This is a genomic window from Saccharopolyspora sp. 7B (genome assembly GCF_020177435.1).
Taxonomy (GTDB): Bacteria; Actinomycetota; Actinomycetes; order Mycobacteriales; family Pseudonocardiaceae; genus Saccharopolyspora_C; species Saccharopolyspora_C gregorii.
The window spans coordinates 1-14,277 of record NZ_JAIUKC010000126.1 but is presented as its reverse complement, the minus strand read 5'-3'; the positions used below and the strand labels follow the sequence as shown (position 1 = coordinate 14,277).

Genomic DNA, 14,277 nt, shown 5'->3' with positions numbered 1-14,277 from the left:
CCCCGGGGGGGGGCCCCGGGGGCCCCCGGGGGCCCCCCCCCCGCCGGGGGGGGCCCCGCCCCCGGCCCCCCCCCCCGGGGGGGGGGGGGGGCCGCTTCACGTCGGCGAGCCGGGCGCACGGCGCAGGGACCTCGCCGCCAGCAGGACGACCAGGGCGGCCAGCGGCGCGGTGGAGGCCGCGGCGAAACCCCACCGCGCGTCCAGGTGGTACAGCGGTACCCACAGCACCGGTGCCAGCGCACCACCGAAGAACTGCGCCGCCAGCGCCAGCGACGCCGCCCCGCCCCGGTTCGACGGCGCGCTCGTCGCGGCCAGCTCGTTGACGATGGTGCGGATGCCGGTGACCGCGGCGCCCGCCAGCAGCACCCCCACGACGACCAGCAGCGGGGACGGGCCGAGCGCCGCGGCGAGCAACCCGGCCGCGAGCAGCGCGTTCAGCACCAGCCCCAGCGGGCGCGGCCCGACCCGCTCCGCCCACCGGCCCAGCGGCCCGGCGGCGGCCACTCCCGCCACGCCGAACGCCGCGCTGACCAGACCTCGTTGCACCGGCCCGAAACCGAAGTCGTCGGCGACGCGCAGCACCACCAGCACGGTGAGCCCCACCGCGCCGAGGTAGCTCAGGAAGGACAGCGCCGCCGCCGACCCCAGCCTGCGGTTGACCAGCACCCGCCACGGCACGGCGCCGGTGGCCCGGCGGGCCGCGGCGGCCGCGTCCGGCGGCAGCAGCACCAGCACGACCGCGAGCAGCGCGGGGAAGACGAACGCGAGCCGCCAGTGCCACGCCGCCGCCACCCCGGTGATCAGCGGGCTGAACCCCTGACCGGCGGCCTGCATCCCGGCGAACCACCCCAGCGCGCGCCCGCGCCGCTCCCCCGGCACCAGATCGATGATCGCGGCCACCAGCAGCGGGGTGATGAACGCGTTCGCGGCGCCCTGCACGGCGCGGCCGAGCAGGAACAGCTCCATCGTCGGCGCCGCCGCGCACAACGCGGACACCAGCGCGGACACCAGCAGCGCGGCCCGCACGACCCGCCCGCGGCCCCAGCGCTCCGCCAGGGTCCCCGACACCAGCAGCAGCACCGCGAACGGCACCATGTACGCGGTGACGGCGGCCGCGGCGGCGGTCACCGAGCCGTGCAGCCCGGCCGCGACCTCGTGCACCATCGGGGTCACCATCGTGCTGCCGTAGGGGCCGAGGAACCCGCCCGCGTACAGCGGCCACACCCGAGGTCCGCGCCCCGCCCGGCTCGCCATGGTCGGCACCTCCCAGCGCACCGGCCGGTGCCGTCCGCCGTCCCGCCCCGGTTCAGATCCGGACGAGGTTCTCGACCACCTTGCCGTATCCGGAGTCCTCCTGCACCAACCCCCAGCTCACCATCCAGTCGTAGGTGCGCTGGAACTCCTCCCGCGGGTAGGGGCGCGGTTCCACGAACCGCAGCCGGTCCAGCCGGAAGTCCTCGACGGAGAGCCGTTCGATCTCCGGCGGCACCTCGCCGATGAGGTGGTGCAGGTACGGCCGCGGGTCCTCGCCGAGCTTGCGCACCGCCTTCACCACCGCGCGGTTGATCGCCTCGTAGGTGCTGGTGGGCAGGTCGGGGCTCGCGATCTCCGAACCCGCGTAGTAGGCCTCCGCGAGCAGCCGGTAGCCCTGCTTCTCCGCCACCGAGATCCACGGTTCCATCAGGGCCACCGCCGCGATCTCCCGGTCCCGCAGCGCCTCGAACCGCTGCTGCGGCCCGCCGACGTGCACCACCTTGATCTCCTCGCGCGGCAGGAAGCCCTCCAGCGTCTGCAAGGCGAGGTAGTGCGAGCCGTGGTGGAAGTTCACGCCGACCGCCTCGCCCGCCAGGTCCTGCGGGTGCACCGCGGGCGAATCCGGGTGCACGTACAGGCCTTGGCTGAGCACGGCGGCGCGCTTGCTCACGACCCGGCCACCGACGCTGGTGTCCACGGAACGCCGGATCTGGCCCCACTCGCAGGCGCGGTACAGGGTGGCCTCGCCGCTCTCGAAGTGCGATTTGGTGCTGCCGAACGCGCTCAGCAGCTGGTGGTCCTCCAGGAAGCCGACCCCGGCGCCCGCGTAGCCCTTGGGGACGAACTCGACCTCCAGCCCCTCCTCGGCGTAGTAGCCCTCGTCGGCGGCGACCAGCTGCGGCAGCGAGAACACCAGCGACAGCAGTTCCATGGTGACCTTGTCATGCGCCATGTCGGATTCCCTCTCGTTCCTTCGGTCCTGGTGGTGCGGGGTCAGGCCCCGGCGGTCAGGTCGGCGACGATCTCGCCGTGCAGCGCGAACAGATCCGGGTCCTCCGGGGACCGGGGGCGCGCGGCCGGCACCTCGTAGCGCCGCACGACGCGGGCCGGGCGGCCGCCGAGCACGACGATCCGGTCGGCCAGCAGCGCCGCCTCCAACGGGTTGTGCGTGACGAGCAGCCCGGTGCGCGGCCGGGCGGTCCACAGCTCCTGCAGCAGCAGCCGCAGCCGGCGCGCGGTCAGCTCGTCGAGCGCGCTGAACGGCTCGTCCAGCAGCACCACGCCCGGTTCGACGGCGAAGGCCCTGGCCACCGCGACCCGCTGCCGCTGCCCGCCGGAGAGCACCGAGGGGTAGGAGTCGGCGTGCTCGGCCAACCCCACCGCCGCGAGCACCTCGGCGGCCGCGGCGCGGTCCAGCCCGGCGGCGTCCAGGGCGAGTTCCACGTTGCGCCGCACCGGGATCCAGTCCAGCAGCCGCGGTTGCTGGAACACGACGCCGAGCCGCCCGGGCGGCACCGGCACCTCCCCCGCGTCGGCGCGTTCGAGCCCGGCCACGAGGTGCAGCAGCGTGGTCTTGCCGGTCCCGGAGGCCCCGACCACGGCGACGAGCTCGCCTTCGGCGACGTCGAGGGAGAACTCCTCGAAGACCGATTCGACCCGGCCGGTGCGCGCGTCGCGGAACCGCTTGGACACCGCGCGCAGCGAGATCGCGCTCATACCGACACCGCCTTGCGCCAGCGGGTGAGCCGCCGTTCCAGGTTCTGCAGCAGGCCGTACTCCAGCAGCGCCATCACCGCGCCGAACAGCAGCGTCCAGCTCAGGACCCCGGCGACGCTCTGCGCCGCGAACTCGTTGTTGAGCTGGTACCCGACTCCGCTGGAGAGCCCGAAGATCTCCACCAGCACGATCACCTTCCAGGACAGCGACAGCCCGAGCCGCGCCCCGGAGAACAGCGCCGGTTGCAACGCGGGCAGCCACAGGTACCGCAGCCGGCGCCACGGCGAGAAGCGGTACACGTGCGTCATCTCCAGCAGCTCGCCGGGCAGCGCGCGGATGCCCTGGTAGACGTTCAAGGTCAGCGCGGGCGCGGCGGAGAGCGCGACGGCGAGCACCGGGTTCGCCAGCCCCACCCCGAACCAGATGACGCACAGCAGCGCCCACACCAGTCCGGGGACGGTCAGCCCGAGCAGCACGGCGGGTTCGAAGAAGCGGCGGACGACCGGGTGGCGCCCCATGGCGATCCCGACGACCAGGGCGGCGGCGAAGGCGAGCGCGAAGCCGAGGCACACCCGGGCCAGCGTCACGCCCAGCTCGCCGAGGACGTCGCCGCCGACGACGATCTCGCCGAAGCGGTCGGCGATCTCGCCGAGCCCGGGTACGAGGACGCTGTCCGCGAGCACCGCCATCAGCTGCCAGCCCGCGCCGAGCAGCAGCGCGAACGCGGCGGGCGGCCAGCCGGCGGCGGCGATGCGGCGCCAGGCGCCGGGGCCCGCCGGTGGCGCGGTCGCCGGCGGGGCGGCCGGGTCGGTGCGCTCGGGCGCGGTCGTGGTGGTCATGCCGGCCCCACCACCCGGAACGGTTCCGCGGCGAGCGCGGCGCTGATCAGTCCTGTTCGGACGGCGACGTCGATCTGCTTGCGCAGCCCGGCGAACACCGACTCGTCCCAGACCACGGGATAGACGTCGGCGAGCCGCTGTGGCAGCAGTTCGACGGCGCGGCGCTCGCCGGCGGGGATGCCGTAGTACTCGTGCAGCTCGGCGAGCACCGCAGGGTTCTCGGCGATCACCTGGTGCGCGGCGAGCCGCAACCGGGCGATCCCCGCGGCCTGCGCGGGGTGCGCGTCGATCCATTCGTTCGTGGCACCCTGCCCGTTGAGCAGCAGGCGCCCGCCGTCGCCGGTGCCCTCGCTCCACAGCTGCTGCACCGACACGAGCTCGCGGGCACCGCGGCCGACGAGCAGGGTGGCGTTCGGCTCGATGGTGAGGATGGCCTCCACGTCACCGCGCTCGAACAGCGCCAGCCCGGCCAGCACCGCGCCCTGGTGCACGTCGTAGTCGGCTTCGAAGTCGATGTCGTTGACCGCGGCCGCCAGCTGCGCCGAGCGGTAGGCGTCGCTGTTGTTCGGCGGTGTCGCGATGGGTTTCCCGCGCAGGTCCCGCACCGTGCGGTACGGGCTGTTCTCGGGGACCAGCCAGTGCACGTGGTTGTGCAGGCTGGTGCTGAACAGGCTCACCGCCGCGCGCGCCTCGGCGGCGACGACGGCCCCGATCGGGCCCATGCTGGCCACGTCGAGGGCGCCGGAGAGCAGCTTGTTCTGCACGTCGCCGGGCCCGGTGCCCGCGACGTGCTCCAGATCCAGGTCGCCGACGAGCCCGTACCGCTCGGCGATGGGCCGGATCACCGCGCCCGCGGTGCCCTTCTGGGTGTCCTCCACCTTCGCGGCCCCGGGCGATCCGGTGCCGCAGCCGGACAGCACCCCGGCTCCCGCGAGGCCCAGCGCCGCCGCCAGCCCGCCGCGCAGCACGGCGCGGCGGCCGAGCGGGCCGCGGGGAACTGGTGGGACACCACCGGTCCAGGTGTTCATGACGACGCTCCAGGAGCAGCGAAGGGGAAAGGGCAGAGGCGTGCGGCCCGGGACGCGCCGCACGGGCGCGCCCCGCGGAAGGCCGGGGTTCAGCGGGGACAGAGCCCGCCGTTGAGCGAGCACCAGTCGAGGTACCTGCGCCGGGTGAGGCCGGCGGGCGGGTTCACCGCAACCCCAGCAGGGTGCGGTAGCCGTGCGCGCCGGAGGTCAGGCGCCAGGAGCGCATCCACGCGTAGCTCTCGGTGAACCGGCGTTCGGTGACCGGCGTGGCGCGGGTGTAGCGGAAGTGCTCGGTGCCGAGCTCGGACTCGTCGAGCTCGCCCGCCACCTCGGCGACCAGGTGGTGCCGGTACCGGGCGGGGTCGGCGTTGATGAGGTCGACCGCGGCGTCAACGACGCCGACGAAGGTCTCGCGCGCCGCGTCGGTCAGTTCGGGGGCGACGACTTCGACGCCCCGGTAGAAGTAGGTGCCGAGCAGGTGGGCACCGCGCTTGCGGGCCAGGCTGAGGTACGGCTCCATCAGCATCACGGCGCGGATCGCGCCGGTTTCGGCGCGGCGCAACCGGACCTCGGGGAAGCCGACGTGCTCGACGACGACGTTCTCCCGCGCCACCGCGCCTTCCAGCAGGTGCAGCGCGGTGTAGTGCGAGCCGGTGAACTCGTTGACGCCGACCGGGATCCCGCTCAGGTCGTGCGGTTCCTGCAACGCCGGGTCGAAGCTCACCAGTGCTTGGGCGACGATCGCGGGCCGCAGGTAGCCGAGCCTGCCCGGCCTGCGGTTGCGCTCCAGCCGGTCGATCCCGCCCCATTCGCACAGGTTGTAGACGTCGGCCTGCGCGTGCTCGAACAGGGATTCCTTGCGGCGCGCCGCCGGGTCCCGCTCGGTGCGGTCCTCGGCGCCGGCCCGTTCGGCGAAGCGCACGTCCAGGCCCGCCTCGGCGAACATGCCGCGTTCCAGGGCGACGATCTCCGGCAGGTCGAACACCGGGTGGTTCGGGGAGATGACCACTCGTGCCTCGGAGCGCTGCGGGCTCACGGTCACCTCCCTGCCGTTCGTGCTGTCGATGAGCAACGTAGGGCGGGGTTCGGCGGCCGGTCAACGGATACTTGCGCGATGCGGCAACACCTCCCACATCACGGAAGTCGGTGGTCGCGGGTTGACCGGGGCGCGGTCCGGTGGCACGCGCGCCCGGGTTCTCAGGTGCCCGCGCCACCCAGCGACAGCGGCAGTCCGTGCAGCTCCTCGGCGGCGGCGCGGACGGCCGCGCCCAACCGGTCGAGCTCCTCGTCGGCCATCCGCGCGGCCGGGCCCTGCACCTCGACGACCAGCCGCCCGCCGTCGCGGTGCCCCGGGACCGGGGCGGCGATCGCGCGCAGCCCGGCGCGGTCCGGGTCGTCGAACACGGCGCACCCGCGGAACCGGGCCGCCATCAGGTCCACCTCGTGCTCCCAGCGCTCCTCCTCGCCGGCACCGGGCAGCAGCTCGTCGAGGACCTCCCGCACCGGGCGGTCGCCGACGGCCAGCAGCGCCCGGCCCATCGCCGAGCGCAGCAGCGCGCGGTGCTCGCCCTGCACGCCCTGGAACCGCAGCGGCTGCGCGGATTGCGCCACCAGCAGCACCAGCACCTGCTCGCCCTGGCGCATGCCGAGGCTCGCGGTCTCCCCGGTGCGGTCCACCAGGTCCCGCAGCACGTCGGCGGCCTCCGGCACCCCGGCGGAGGCCAGCGAACGGCGGGCGAGCCGCAGCAGCAGCGGGCCGGGCAGGAATCGCTCGGTGCCGGAGTCGCGGCACAGCAACCCGCCGGAGCACAGGGTGCGCAGCAACCGGTGCACCGTGCTCATCGTCAGGCCGCTCTCGCGCACCAGCTCGGTCAGCGTCAGGCCCTCGGCGCTGTCCACCACCGCTTCGAGCAGCGCCGAGGCGCGCGCGACGGACTGCACCTCCGAGCCGCGCTCCTTGCCACCGGTCCGCGCGGGGGTCTCACCTGGCTTCGACACGGCGCGAGTATCGGCCACCCCGCGCAGCGGCGGCAACGAGGCACCCGCCGAACCCCGCGTCCCCGCGGACGGGGTGTCCGGGCTCACCTCGGGGCCGTCGCGACCCCGGACCACCGTCCGGCGACGCCGCCCGGGCCGCTGAGCTGCACCGTCCCACCCTGTGCGACGGATCGACGGCTGCTTGACGTCGGCGGGGGTCGTGTCGAGACTTCCGGGCATGCCCACTCGGTCGGCTCTTCCCGGGCGGTTCAGCACGCAGTCATCCGCCGCGCACCGCGGCTGTACCGGCTGATCCGTCCGATCAGGACTCCCGGCACGCGGTACCGCGCGCCCGCTCGATCCCCCGACGCCACAACGGCGTTCGCCATTCAGTCCACTGAGGACTCTTTTTCGCCGCCCGGTCCGAAGCAGCACCGGAGCGCCCCCGGACGCCCGCACCGCACCGCCGCCCGGCGGTCGCGCACCGCCGCGCGCCGCGACACCGCGACACGGCACCGCAGCGGTGCGTCCCGCTGCTCGCGGCACGACCCGCAGGAGGTCTCCTTGGGAAGGAACCAGCACAAGAAGCGCCCCCGGCAGCTGCACCTCGGCTACGCCCACGCCACGGGCAGCGCCCCGGACGAGCTCGACCGGGCCGTGCGCCTCGCCGAGGACGCCGCGTTCGACTTCGTGCTGCTCGACGGCAGGCGCGACACCGGCACCGGCCTCGAACCGTTCACCGCCGCCGCGCACGCGGCCGTGCGCAGCACCCGGATCGGACTGCTGGCCACCGGCGATCCGCTGCGGCACGAACCGTTCAACCTCGCCCGGCTGGTGGCCTCCCTCGACCACATCTCCGGTGGGCGGGCCGGTTGGCTGGTCACCGAGGAACACCCCGGCGGCGAGCGCGCGGGCCCCCTCCCCCGGGCGGACGCGGTGGAGCGCACCCGCGAGTTCGTCGGGCTGGTGCGGGCGCTGTGGGACAGCTGGGACGACGACGCCTTCGTGCGGGACAAGGGATCCGGCGCGTTCGTCGACGCCGACCGCATCCGCGCCGTGGACCACGTCGGCGCGCACTTCCAGGTGCGCGGACCGCTGAACCTGGCCCGCCCGCCGCAAGGGCATCCGGTGCTGGCGCACGCCGCCGACGAGCTCGCCGCCGCCGTCCCGGACGCCGAGCTCGTGCTGCCCGGTGGCGCGACCGACCGCGGCGAGCACGCCGCGGTGCTGCCCGACCTGATCCCCGTCCTCGGCGAGGACGTGGCCGAGGTGCGGGACCTGCACGAGCAACTGCACGCCACCCCCGGCGGAGAACGCGCGCTGGCCAGCGGAGCGGTGCTCATCGGCGATCCCGACACCGTCGCCGGGCGCATCGCGGAGTCCTTCTCCGCCGGGCAGGTGGACGGGTACCTGCTGCACGCTCCCCCGCAACCCGGCCAGCTGCGCCGGTTCACCGAACTGGTGGTGCCGCTGCTGCGCCGCCGCGGCGTGTTCCGCCACGACTACGCGGACCGGAGCCTGCGCTCGCACCTGAACCTCACCCGACCGGCCCGCCGCGACCCGTCCCGGCGGCCCGCACCACCGCGAACGGGGGCCGCATCGTGACGGCACGACGACTGCACCTGGGCCTGATGTTCTGGGCCACCGGCACGCATCCCGCGGGCTGGCGGCACCCCGGGGCGCGCGCCGACGGCGCCTACGACATCGGATTCATCCAGCAGGTCAGCAGGATCGCCGAGGACGCCGCGTTCGACTTCGTGTTCCTCGGCGACCGCCTGGCGACCGACCCGGCGCTGGCGCGCACCAACCCCGCCCAGATGTCCCGGCTGGAACCGTTCACCGCCGGAGCCGCGATCGCCGCCGCCACTAGCAGGATCGGCATCGTGGTGACCGCGAACCCGACCTACCACGACCCGTACTCGGTGGCCCGGCTGACGGCCTCGCTCGACCACCTCAGCCGCGGGCGCGCCTCGTGGAACCTGGTGACCGGAGCGGACGCCGCGGCGGCCGGGAACTTCAGCCGCAGCGAGCACTGGGACACCGACAAGCGCTACGACCGGGCGGGCGAGTTCGTCGACGTGGTGCGGGCGCTGTGGGACAGCGGCGCGCACGGCGCCCCCATCGGCCACCGCGGCGCGCACTTCGACGTGGACGGGCCGCTCGACGTCCCGCGACCACCGCAGGGCCAGGTGGTGCTGCTGCACGCGGGCACCTCGGAGCGCTCCCGGGACCTCGCCGCCCGGGAGGCGGACGTGGTGTTCTCCGGGCACCACGACTTCGAGTCCGCCCGGGAGTACTACGCCGACGTGAAGGCCCGCGCCGCCGCGCACGGCCGGGAACCCGGGCTGCCGCGCATCCTGCCCGGGCTGAGCGTCTACACCGGCGCCACCACGCAGGACGCGGTCGCCGAGCACGACCTGCTCAACTCGTTCCTGCCGCTGGACGAGGAGGAGCAGCTCGCCGGCCCGCTGCACCGCGGCGGCGCCCTCGGGCAGCGGCCCCGCCGCAACCTCACCTCGGTCTCCCGGGAGCTCGGCGTCGACGTGCGCGGCCACGACCCGGACGAGCAGGTGCCCGCCGCCCTCGCCGACGAGCTCGACGAGCAGGGCCGGGTGTTGCTCGACGCGGTGCGCGCGCACACCCACCGGGACCTGTCCGGCGAGCACCGCATCACCTACCGGGACCTGGTGAACGGGCTCGGCACCGGCGCGGGCCGCGCCTCCGTGGTCGGCGATCCGGTGCAGGTGGCCGATTTCGTGCAGCGCTGGTTCGACGGCGGTGCCGCCGACGGGTTCAACATCTTCCCGCCGCACGTCCCCGGTTCGGTGCGCGCCTTCGCCGACCTGGTGGTGCCCGAGCTCCGGCGCCGCGGGCTGCACCGCGACGACTACGCGGGCAGCACGTTCCGCGACCACCTCGGACTGGACGTGCCGCCGGTCCGCGCAGCAGCGGCAGGGAGGACCACCGCGCCATGACCGTTCGAGAAGCACCGGCCGCACCCGCCACCACGGCCGCTCCGTCCGCCGGAAAACGCCCGCGCCGCACCGGGTTCGCGATCCTCGGCGGGCAGGTGCTGCTGGTCGCCGCGGTGCTCGCGGTGGTGCAGCAGGCCGTGGACAGCGGCCGCGTCAAGCGGATCTACCTGGCCTCCCCCACCGAGGTGCTCGCCGCCTACCCGGCGCTGTTCACCGAGCAGAACCTGCTCGGGAACCTGCTGCTGACGCTCGGGGAGGCCGCCGCGGGCGCCTCGCTGGCCCTGGTGTTCGGCGTCGCCACCGGGGTGTGGATGGGCCTGTCCCGCAATGCCGGGACCTTCCTGAACCCGTTCGTGGCCGCGCTGATGGCGGTGCCGAAGGTGACGATCATCCCGCTGCTGACGCTGTACCTCGGCATCGGCGCCGCGCACAAGATCGTGATCGTCTTCCTGTTCTGCTACTTCCTGTTCGTCTACAACACCATCGCGGGCATCAAGCAGGTCTCCGCGGACCACCTCAAGGTCGCCCGCTCGTTCGGGGCGAGCCGCGCGCAGCTGATCCGCAAGGTCGTGCTGCCCTCGGCGACGACCTCCATCGTGGCCGCGATCAAGGTGGAGACCGGGACCGCGCTGGTGGCCGCCCTGTTCGCGGAGATCACCGCGTCCAAGGGCGGGCTGGGCAACCTGCTCAACCGCGCGGTCGGGGTGTACGACACCGCCTCGGTCTTCGCGCTCGTCCTGTTCACCACCGTGCTGTCCGCGCTGATCATCTCCGGCGTGGGCCTGCTGGAGCGCCGCGTCCTGCTGCGCTGGAAGCACTCCTGACCATCCTGGAGCTCACATGAACCGCCGCGAATTCGTCCGGTCGTCGCTGGCCGCGGCAGCCCTGCTGCCCCTCGCGGGCACCGCCGCCTGCGCCGGGACCGGAGGGACCCGGGCCGACGGCGAGACCGCCACCATCACCCTCCAAGCGGGCACCCAGTACACCCAGCAGCCGATCCGCTGGGGCGTGGAACGCGGGCACTTCGCCGCCCAGGGGCTCACCGTCGAGTTCACCGACGTCGAGGACGCCGTGACCGGCGTGGCCACCGGCGAGCTCACCTTCGCCTTCGGCCCGACCACCGAGTACCTGCGCGCCGCCGCGCTCGGCTCCCCGCTGAAGATCGTGTCCTCCGCCTTCCGCAGCAAGGGCCCGTACTTCCTCATCGCCCGCCCCGGCATCACCCGCATCGAAGACCTGCGCGGGCGCACCATCGGCAACTCGAAGGCGGGCAGCAACCTGGACACCACGCTGCGGTACGTGCTGCGCGCCCACGGGATCGACGCGGACCGGGACGTGTCGCTGGTGAACAACGGCATCAACGAGCAGGCCTACGGCACGTTGAGCACCGGCCAGGTGGACGCCACCATCATCCACCAGCCGTTCCCCGCGCTGGGCGAGCTCGAAGGCGAAGCGGTCACGCTGGCGCGGGCCTGGGACTACCTGCCGAACTACCACACCGGGGTGCTCATCTCCGGTGACGACGTCATCCGCGACCACCCCGACGTGCTGCGGCGGGCGCTGCGCGCCTACTTCGCCTCCTACACCGACGCGAAGGAGAACCACGCGACCTACGTGCCGTGGTTGCAGGGGAAGTTGAAGCTGGACCCGGAGGCCGTCGCGCGCGCCATCCGGCAGGAGGACGACGTGTGGGACGACAACCCGGACGTCGATCCCGCCGCGATCCGGCGCAGCCAGGAGATCGAGGTCGAGGTGGGCAACCAGGACCGGATCTACGACGCGGACCGCTACATCGACCTGCGCTTCATCCCGCAGGAGTTCCGCAAGCCCTTCACCTACCCCCGGCCCCGCGCCGGGCGCTGATCGGACGGGAGCCACCATGGCGATCTTCGAAGTGCGGTCGGTGCACAAGTCGTTCGGTGCGAACGAGGTGCTCTCCGGCATCGACCTGGACGTGGCCGCGGGCGAGTTCGTCTGCCTGCTCGGGCCGAGCGGTTGCGGGAAGAGCACCCTGCTGGAGGTGCTCGCCGGGTTGCAGGCGCCGAGCTCCGGCGAGGTGCGCTTCCGCGGCGAACCGCTCACCGGGCCGCGGGAGGGCATCGGGGTGGTGTTCCAGGACGCGTCGCTGTACCCGTGGCGCACGGTGCTGGCGAACGTGGAGCTGGGGCTGGAGATCCGCGGGGTGGGCCGGGGCGAACGCCGCGCCGCCGCCCGCGAGCACCTGGACCTGGTCGGGTTGTCCGGCTACGAGGACGCCTACCCGCACCACCTCTCCGGCGGCATGCGGCAGCGGGCGGGCATAGCGCGGGCGCTCACCGCGGAACCGGAGGTGCTGCTGATGGACGAACCGTTCGGGGCGGTGGACCACCTCACCCGGATCCGGCTCCAGCAGGACCTGCTGCGCATCCGCGCGCGGACCGGCGGGACGGTCGTGTTCGTGACGCACGACGTCGGGGAGGCGGTGTTCCTCGCCGACCGGGTGCTGCTGCTGGCGGCGGGACCGGGACGGGTCGTGCGCACCTTCGACGTCGACCTGCCGCGGCCGCGGGAACGCGGTTCGCTGCCGCTGCTGCAGGAGGAGAGCCGCATCTACCGGGCACTGTCCGAATCGGACGGACGGGCCGAGCCGGTCGGTGGCTGAGCGCCGCGCGGGGTCCGGCGGCGCCGATCCCCGAACCGGCGCCGGTGATCACGACGTTCGGCCGGTGCGGTCCCGGGTCACGCGATCGACCGGGAGTCGTCGTGCGCCGCGTGCGAGCAGCGGATGATCGCATCCAACCGGTCCCGGGTCCGCACGAGCTCGTCGACCTGCCGGTCGATGCGGTCCCGCTCGGCGACGAGGCGGTCCATCATGGCCGGGTCGGCTTCGCCGGTCTCCACGCACGGCAGCAGGCCGAGGATCAGCTTGCTGGACAGCCCGGCGGCGTAGAGCTGCTGGATGAGCCGCACCCGTTCGACCGCGGCCTCCGAGTAGGTGCGCTGCCCGCTGGCGGTGCGCTCGGCTCGCAGCAGGTGCTGTTCCTCGTAGTAGCGCAGCGCCCGCACGCTCACCCCGGTCCTGGCGGCCAGTTCCCCGATCCGCATCGCGCTTCCTCCTCGCCCCGCCGGGCCGCGGTGGTAATCCCGGCCACAATCGGTTTCCTCTGACGTCAACGTCAGGTTTTACCGTAGCGGAAGCACGCACCGCACCGCACCAGTTCCCGAGGAGAGCCCGTGTCCAGCAGCAACACCTCCGACCGCGCGGCGAAAGCGCTGTCCCGCCCGTTCGAGCTGGGCGGCACGACCGTGCCGAACCGCATCGCGATGGCGCCGATGACGCGCGACCTCTCCCCCGGCGGAGTGCCCGGCGCGGACGTCGCCGCCTACTCCGCGCGCCGCGCCGCCGCCGGCACCGGGCTGATCATCACCGAGGGCACCTACGTGGACCACCCCTCGGCCGGGCTCAGCGACTCGATCCCGCGCTTCCACGGCGAGGACGCGCTGGCCGGCTGGAAGAACGTCGTCGCCGAGGTGCACCAGGCGGGCGGGAAGATCTTCCCGCAGCTCTGGCACGTCGGGATGGCCCGCCCCGCAGGCGCCCCGCCGTTCCCGGACGCCCCGCCGATGGGCCCGTCCGGGCTCGACCTCAAGGGCGAGGAAGCCGGGCACGCGATGACCCGGACCGACCTGGACGCGGTCGTCGAGGCGTTCGCCCAGGCCGCCGCGGACGCCGAACGCGTCGGGTTCGACGGCGTGGAGCTGCACGGCGCGCACGGCTACCTCATCGACCAGTTCCTGTGGGAGCGCACCAACCGCCGCACCGACGCCTACGGCGGCGACCCGGTGTCCCGGACCCGCTTCGCCACCGAGGTCGTGGCCGCCGTGCGCCGGACGGTCTCCGCCGACTTCCCCGTCGTGTTCCGCACCTCGCAGTGGAAGATGTACGACTACCAGGCGCAGCTGGCCACCACGCCGCACGAGCTGGAGGCCGTGCTCGCGCCGCTCGCGGAGGCCGGGGTGGACGCCTTCCACGCCTCCACGCGGCGGTACTGGCGGCCGGAGTTCGAGGGCTCCGACCTGAACCTCGCCGGGTGGACCAAGAAGCTCACCGGCAAGCCGTCCATCACGGTCGGGTCGGTGGGGCTGAACCAGGAGTTCACCGGGGCGTTCAGCGGCCAGACCTCCGAGATCACCGACATCGATGAACTGGTGGAACGGCTGGAGCGCGACGAGTTCGACCTGGTCGCGGTGGGCCGCGGACTGCTCGCGGACCCGCTGTGGAGCGAGAAGGTGCTCTCCGGGCGCCTGGACGAGGTCGCCCCGTTCAGCTCCGAGCTGCTCACCTCGCTGTACTGACCGCACGCGCGACGGCTCCCGCCGTTCCGGCGAACCGGATGGCGGGAGCCGTCTCGGCGATGCGTCAGGTCGTTCGTCGCGTCAGGTCGTGGTCGTCAAGGCCGGGGGGCTCACTTGCGCCAGCCGCCCCAGTGGTGGCCCCAGCCCCAACCG

General features: G+C 73.8%; 14 protein-coding genes. 6 read left to right on the top strand and 8 right to left on the bottom strand.

Annotated features, from left to right (window positions below; genetic code table 11):
- Positions 1-96: 96 nt before the first annotated feature.
- The 7 genes from LCD33_RS19875 to LCD33_RS19845 form a co-directional block, all read right to left on the bottom strand.
- A complete protein-coding gene (locus tag LCD33_RS19875; RefSeq protein ID WP_224978138.1) occupies positions 97-1,254 on the bottom strand; it encodes an MFS transporter in 1,158 nt (385 codons plus the stop codon).
- Between the two features lie 52 nt (positions 1,255-1,306).
- Positions 1,307-2,206, bottom strand: a complete 900-nt coding sequence (locus tag LCD33_RS19870) for an ABC transporter substrate-binding protein (RefSeq protein ID WP_224957749.1) — start codon at positions 2,204-2,206, stop codon at positions 1,307-1,309.
- A gap of 41 nt (positions 2,207-2,247) precedes the next feature.
- Entirely contained in the window at positions 2,248-2,970 is a 723-nt protein-coding gene (locus LCD33_RS19865; protein ID WP_224957748.1) for an ABC transporter ATP-binding protein, read from the bottom strand.
- A complete protein-coding gene (locus LCD33_RS19860; RefSeq protein ID WP_224957746.1) occupies positions 2,967-3,809 on the bottom strand; it encodes an ABC transporter permease in 843 nt (280 codons plus the stop codon). Before LCD33_RS19860 ends, LCD33_RS19865 begins: the two co-directional genes overlap by 4 nt.
- Positions 3,806-4,837 carry an ABC transporter substrate-binding protein gene (locus tag LCD33_RS19855; protein ID WP_224966730.1) on the bottom strand — a complete coding sequence of 344 codons (1,032 nt, stop codon included), beginning with the start codon at positions 4,835-4,837 and terminating at the stop codon, positions 3,806-3,808. The genes LCD33_RS19860 and LCD33_RS19855 overlap by 4 nt, the downstream gene beginning before the upstream one ends.
- Positions 4,838-5,000: 163 nt before the next feature.
- Positions 5,001-5,873, bottom strand: a complete 873-nt coding sequence (locus LCD33_RS19850; RefSeq protein ID WP_224957742.1) for a nitrate ABC transporter substrate-binding protein — start codon at positions 5,871-5,873, stop codon at positions 5,001-5,003.
- Positions 5,874-6,034: 161 nt separating this feature from the next.
- Positions 6,035-6,835 (bottom strand): IclR family transcriptional regulator, encoded by an 801-nt coding sequence (locus tag LCD33_RS19845; RefSeq protein ID WP_224957740.1) that lies wholly within the window; start codon positions 6,833-6,835, stop codon positions 6,035-6,037.
- 543 nt (positions 6,836-7,378) lie between these two features.
- Here LCD33_RS19845 and LCD33_RS19840 point away from each other — a divergent pair.
- The 5 genes from LCD33_RS19840 to LCD33_RS19820 are packed head-to-tail and all read left to right on the top strand — an operon-like array spanning position 7,379 to position 12,430.
- Positions 7,379-8,419, top strand: coding sequence for an LLM class flavin-dependent oxidoreductase (locus LCD33_RS19840; protein ID WP_224957738.1), 1,041 nt, complete (start codon positions 7,379-7,381; stop codon positions 8,417-8,419).
- Positions 8,416-9,789, top strand: coding sequence for an LLM class flavin-dependent oxidoreductase (locus tag LCD33_RS19835; protein WP_224957735.1), 1,374 nt, complete (start codon positions 8,416-8,418; stop codon positions 9,787-9,789). The genes LCD33_RS19840 and LCD33_RS19835 overlap by 4 nt, the downstream gene beginning before the upstream one ends.
- Positions 9,786-10,613, top strand: a complete 828-nt coding sequence (locus tag LCD33_RS19830) for an ABC transporter permease (RefSeq protein ID WP_224957734.1) — start codon at positions 9,786-9,788, stop codon at positions 10,611-10,613. Before LCD33_RS19835 ends, LCD33_RS19830 begins: the two co-directional genes overlap by 4 nt.
- 16 nt (positions 10,614-10,629) lie before the next feature.
- Entirely contained in the window at positions 10,630-11,652 is a 1,023-nt protein-coding gene (locus LCD33_RS19825) for an ABC transporter substrate-binding protein (protein ID WP_224957733.1), read from the top strand.
- 16 nt (positions 11,653-11,668) lie between these two features.
- Positions 11,669-12,430, top strand: a complete 762-nt coding sequence (locus tag LCD33_RS19820; protein WP_224957732.1) for an ABC transporter ATP-binding protein — start codon at positions 11,669-11,671, stop codon at positions 12,428-12,430.
- A 77-nt stretch (positions 12,431-12,507) separates the two neighbouring features.
- Here LCD33_RS19820 and LCD33_RS19815 read toward each other — a convergent pair whose 3' ends face one another.
- Positions 12,508-12,873 carry a MerR family transcriptional regulator gene (locus tag LCD33_RS19815; protein WP_224957731.1) on the bottom strand — a complete coding sequence of 122 codons (366 nt, stop codon included), beginning with the start codon at positions 12,871-12,873 and terminating at the stop codon, positions 12,508-12,510.
- Positions 12,874-13,002: 129 nt separating this feature from the next.
- On the opposite strand from LCD33_RS19815, the gene LCD33_RS19810 reads away from it, so the two are divergent.
- The gene (locus LCD33_RS19810) at positions 13,003-14,124 is read left to right on the top strand and encodes an NADH:flavin oxidoreductase (RefSeq protein ID WP_224978137.1); all 1,122 of its coding nucleotides are present in this window, start codon (positions 13,003-13,005) and stop codon (positions 14,122-14,124) included.
- Positions 14,125-14,277 lie beyond the last annotated feature (153 nt).

What these genes read in the sequence shown, in the direction of transcription:
- LCD33_RS19855 (WP_224966730.1), bottom strand. Translation starts at nt 4,837, where the DNA reads ATGAACACCTGGACCGGTGGTGTCCCACCAGTTCCCCGCGGCCCGCTC.
- LCD33_RS19870 (WP_224957749.1), bottom strand. Translation starts at nt 2,206, where the DNA reads ATGGCGCATGACAAGGTCACCATGGAACTGCTGTCGCTGGTGTTCTCG.
- LCD33_RS19825 (WP_224957733.1), top strand. Translation starts at nt 10,630, where the DNA reads ATGAACCGCCGCGAATTCGTCCGGTCGTCGCTGGCCGCGGCAGCCCTG.
- LCD33_RS19820 (WP_224957732.1), top strand. Translation starts at nt 11,669, where the DNA reads ATGGCGATCTTCGAAGTGCGGTCGGTGCACAAGTCGTTCGGTGCGAAC.
- LCD33_RS19830 (WP_224957734.1), top strand. Translation starts at nt 9,786, where the DNA reads ATGACCGTTCGAGAAGCACCGGCCGCACCCGCCACCACGGCCGCTCCG.
- LCD33_RS19875 (WP_224978138.1), bottom strand. Translation starts at nt 1,254, where the DNA reads ATGGCGAGCCGGGCGGGGCGCGGACCTCGGGTGTGGCCGCTGTACGCG.
- LCD33_RS19865 (WP_224957748.1), bottom strand. Translation starts at nt 2,970, where the DNA reads ATGAGCGCGATCTCGCTGCGCGCGGTGTCCAAGCGGTTCCGCGACGCG.
- LCD33_RS19815 (WP_224957731.1), bottom strand. Translation starts at nt 12,873, where the DNA reads ATGCGGATCGGGGAACTGGCCGCCAGGACCGGGGTGAGCGTGCGGGCG.
- LCD33_RS19860 (WP_224957746.1), bottom strand. Translation starts at nt 3,809, where the DNA reads ATGACCACCACGACCGCGCCCGAGCGCACCGACCCGGCCGCCCCGCCG.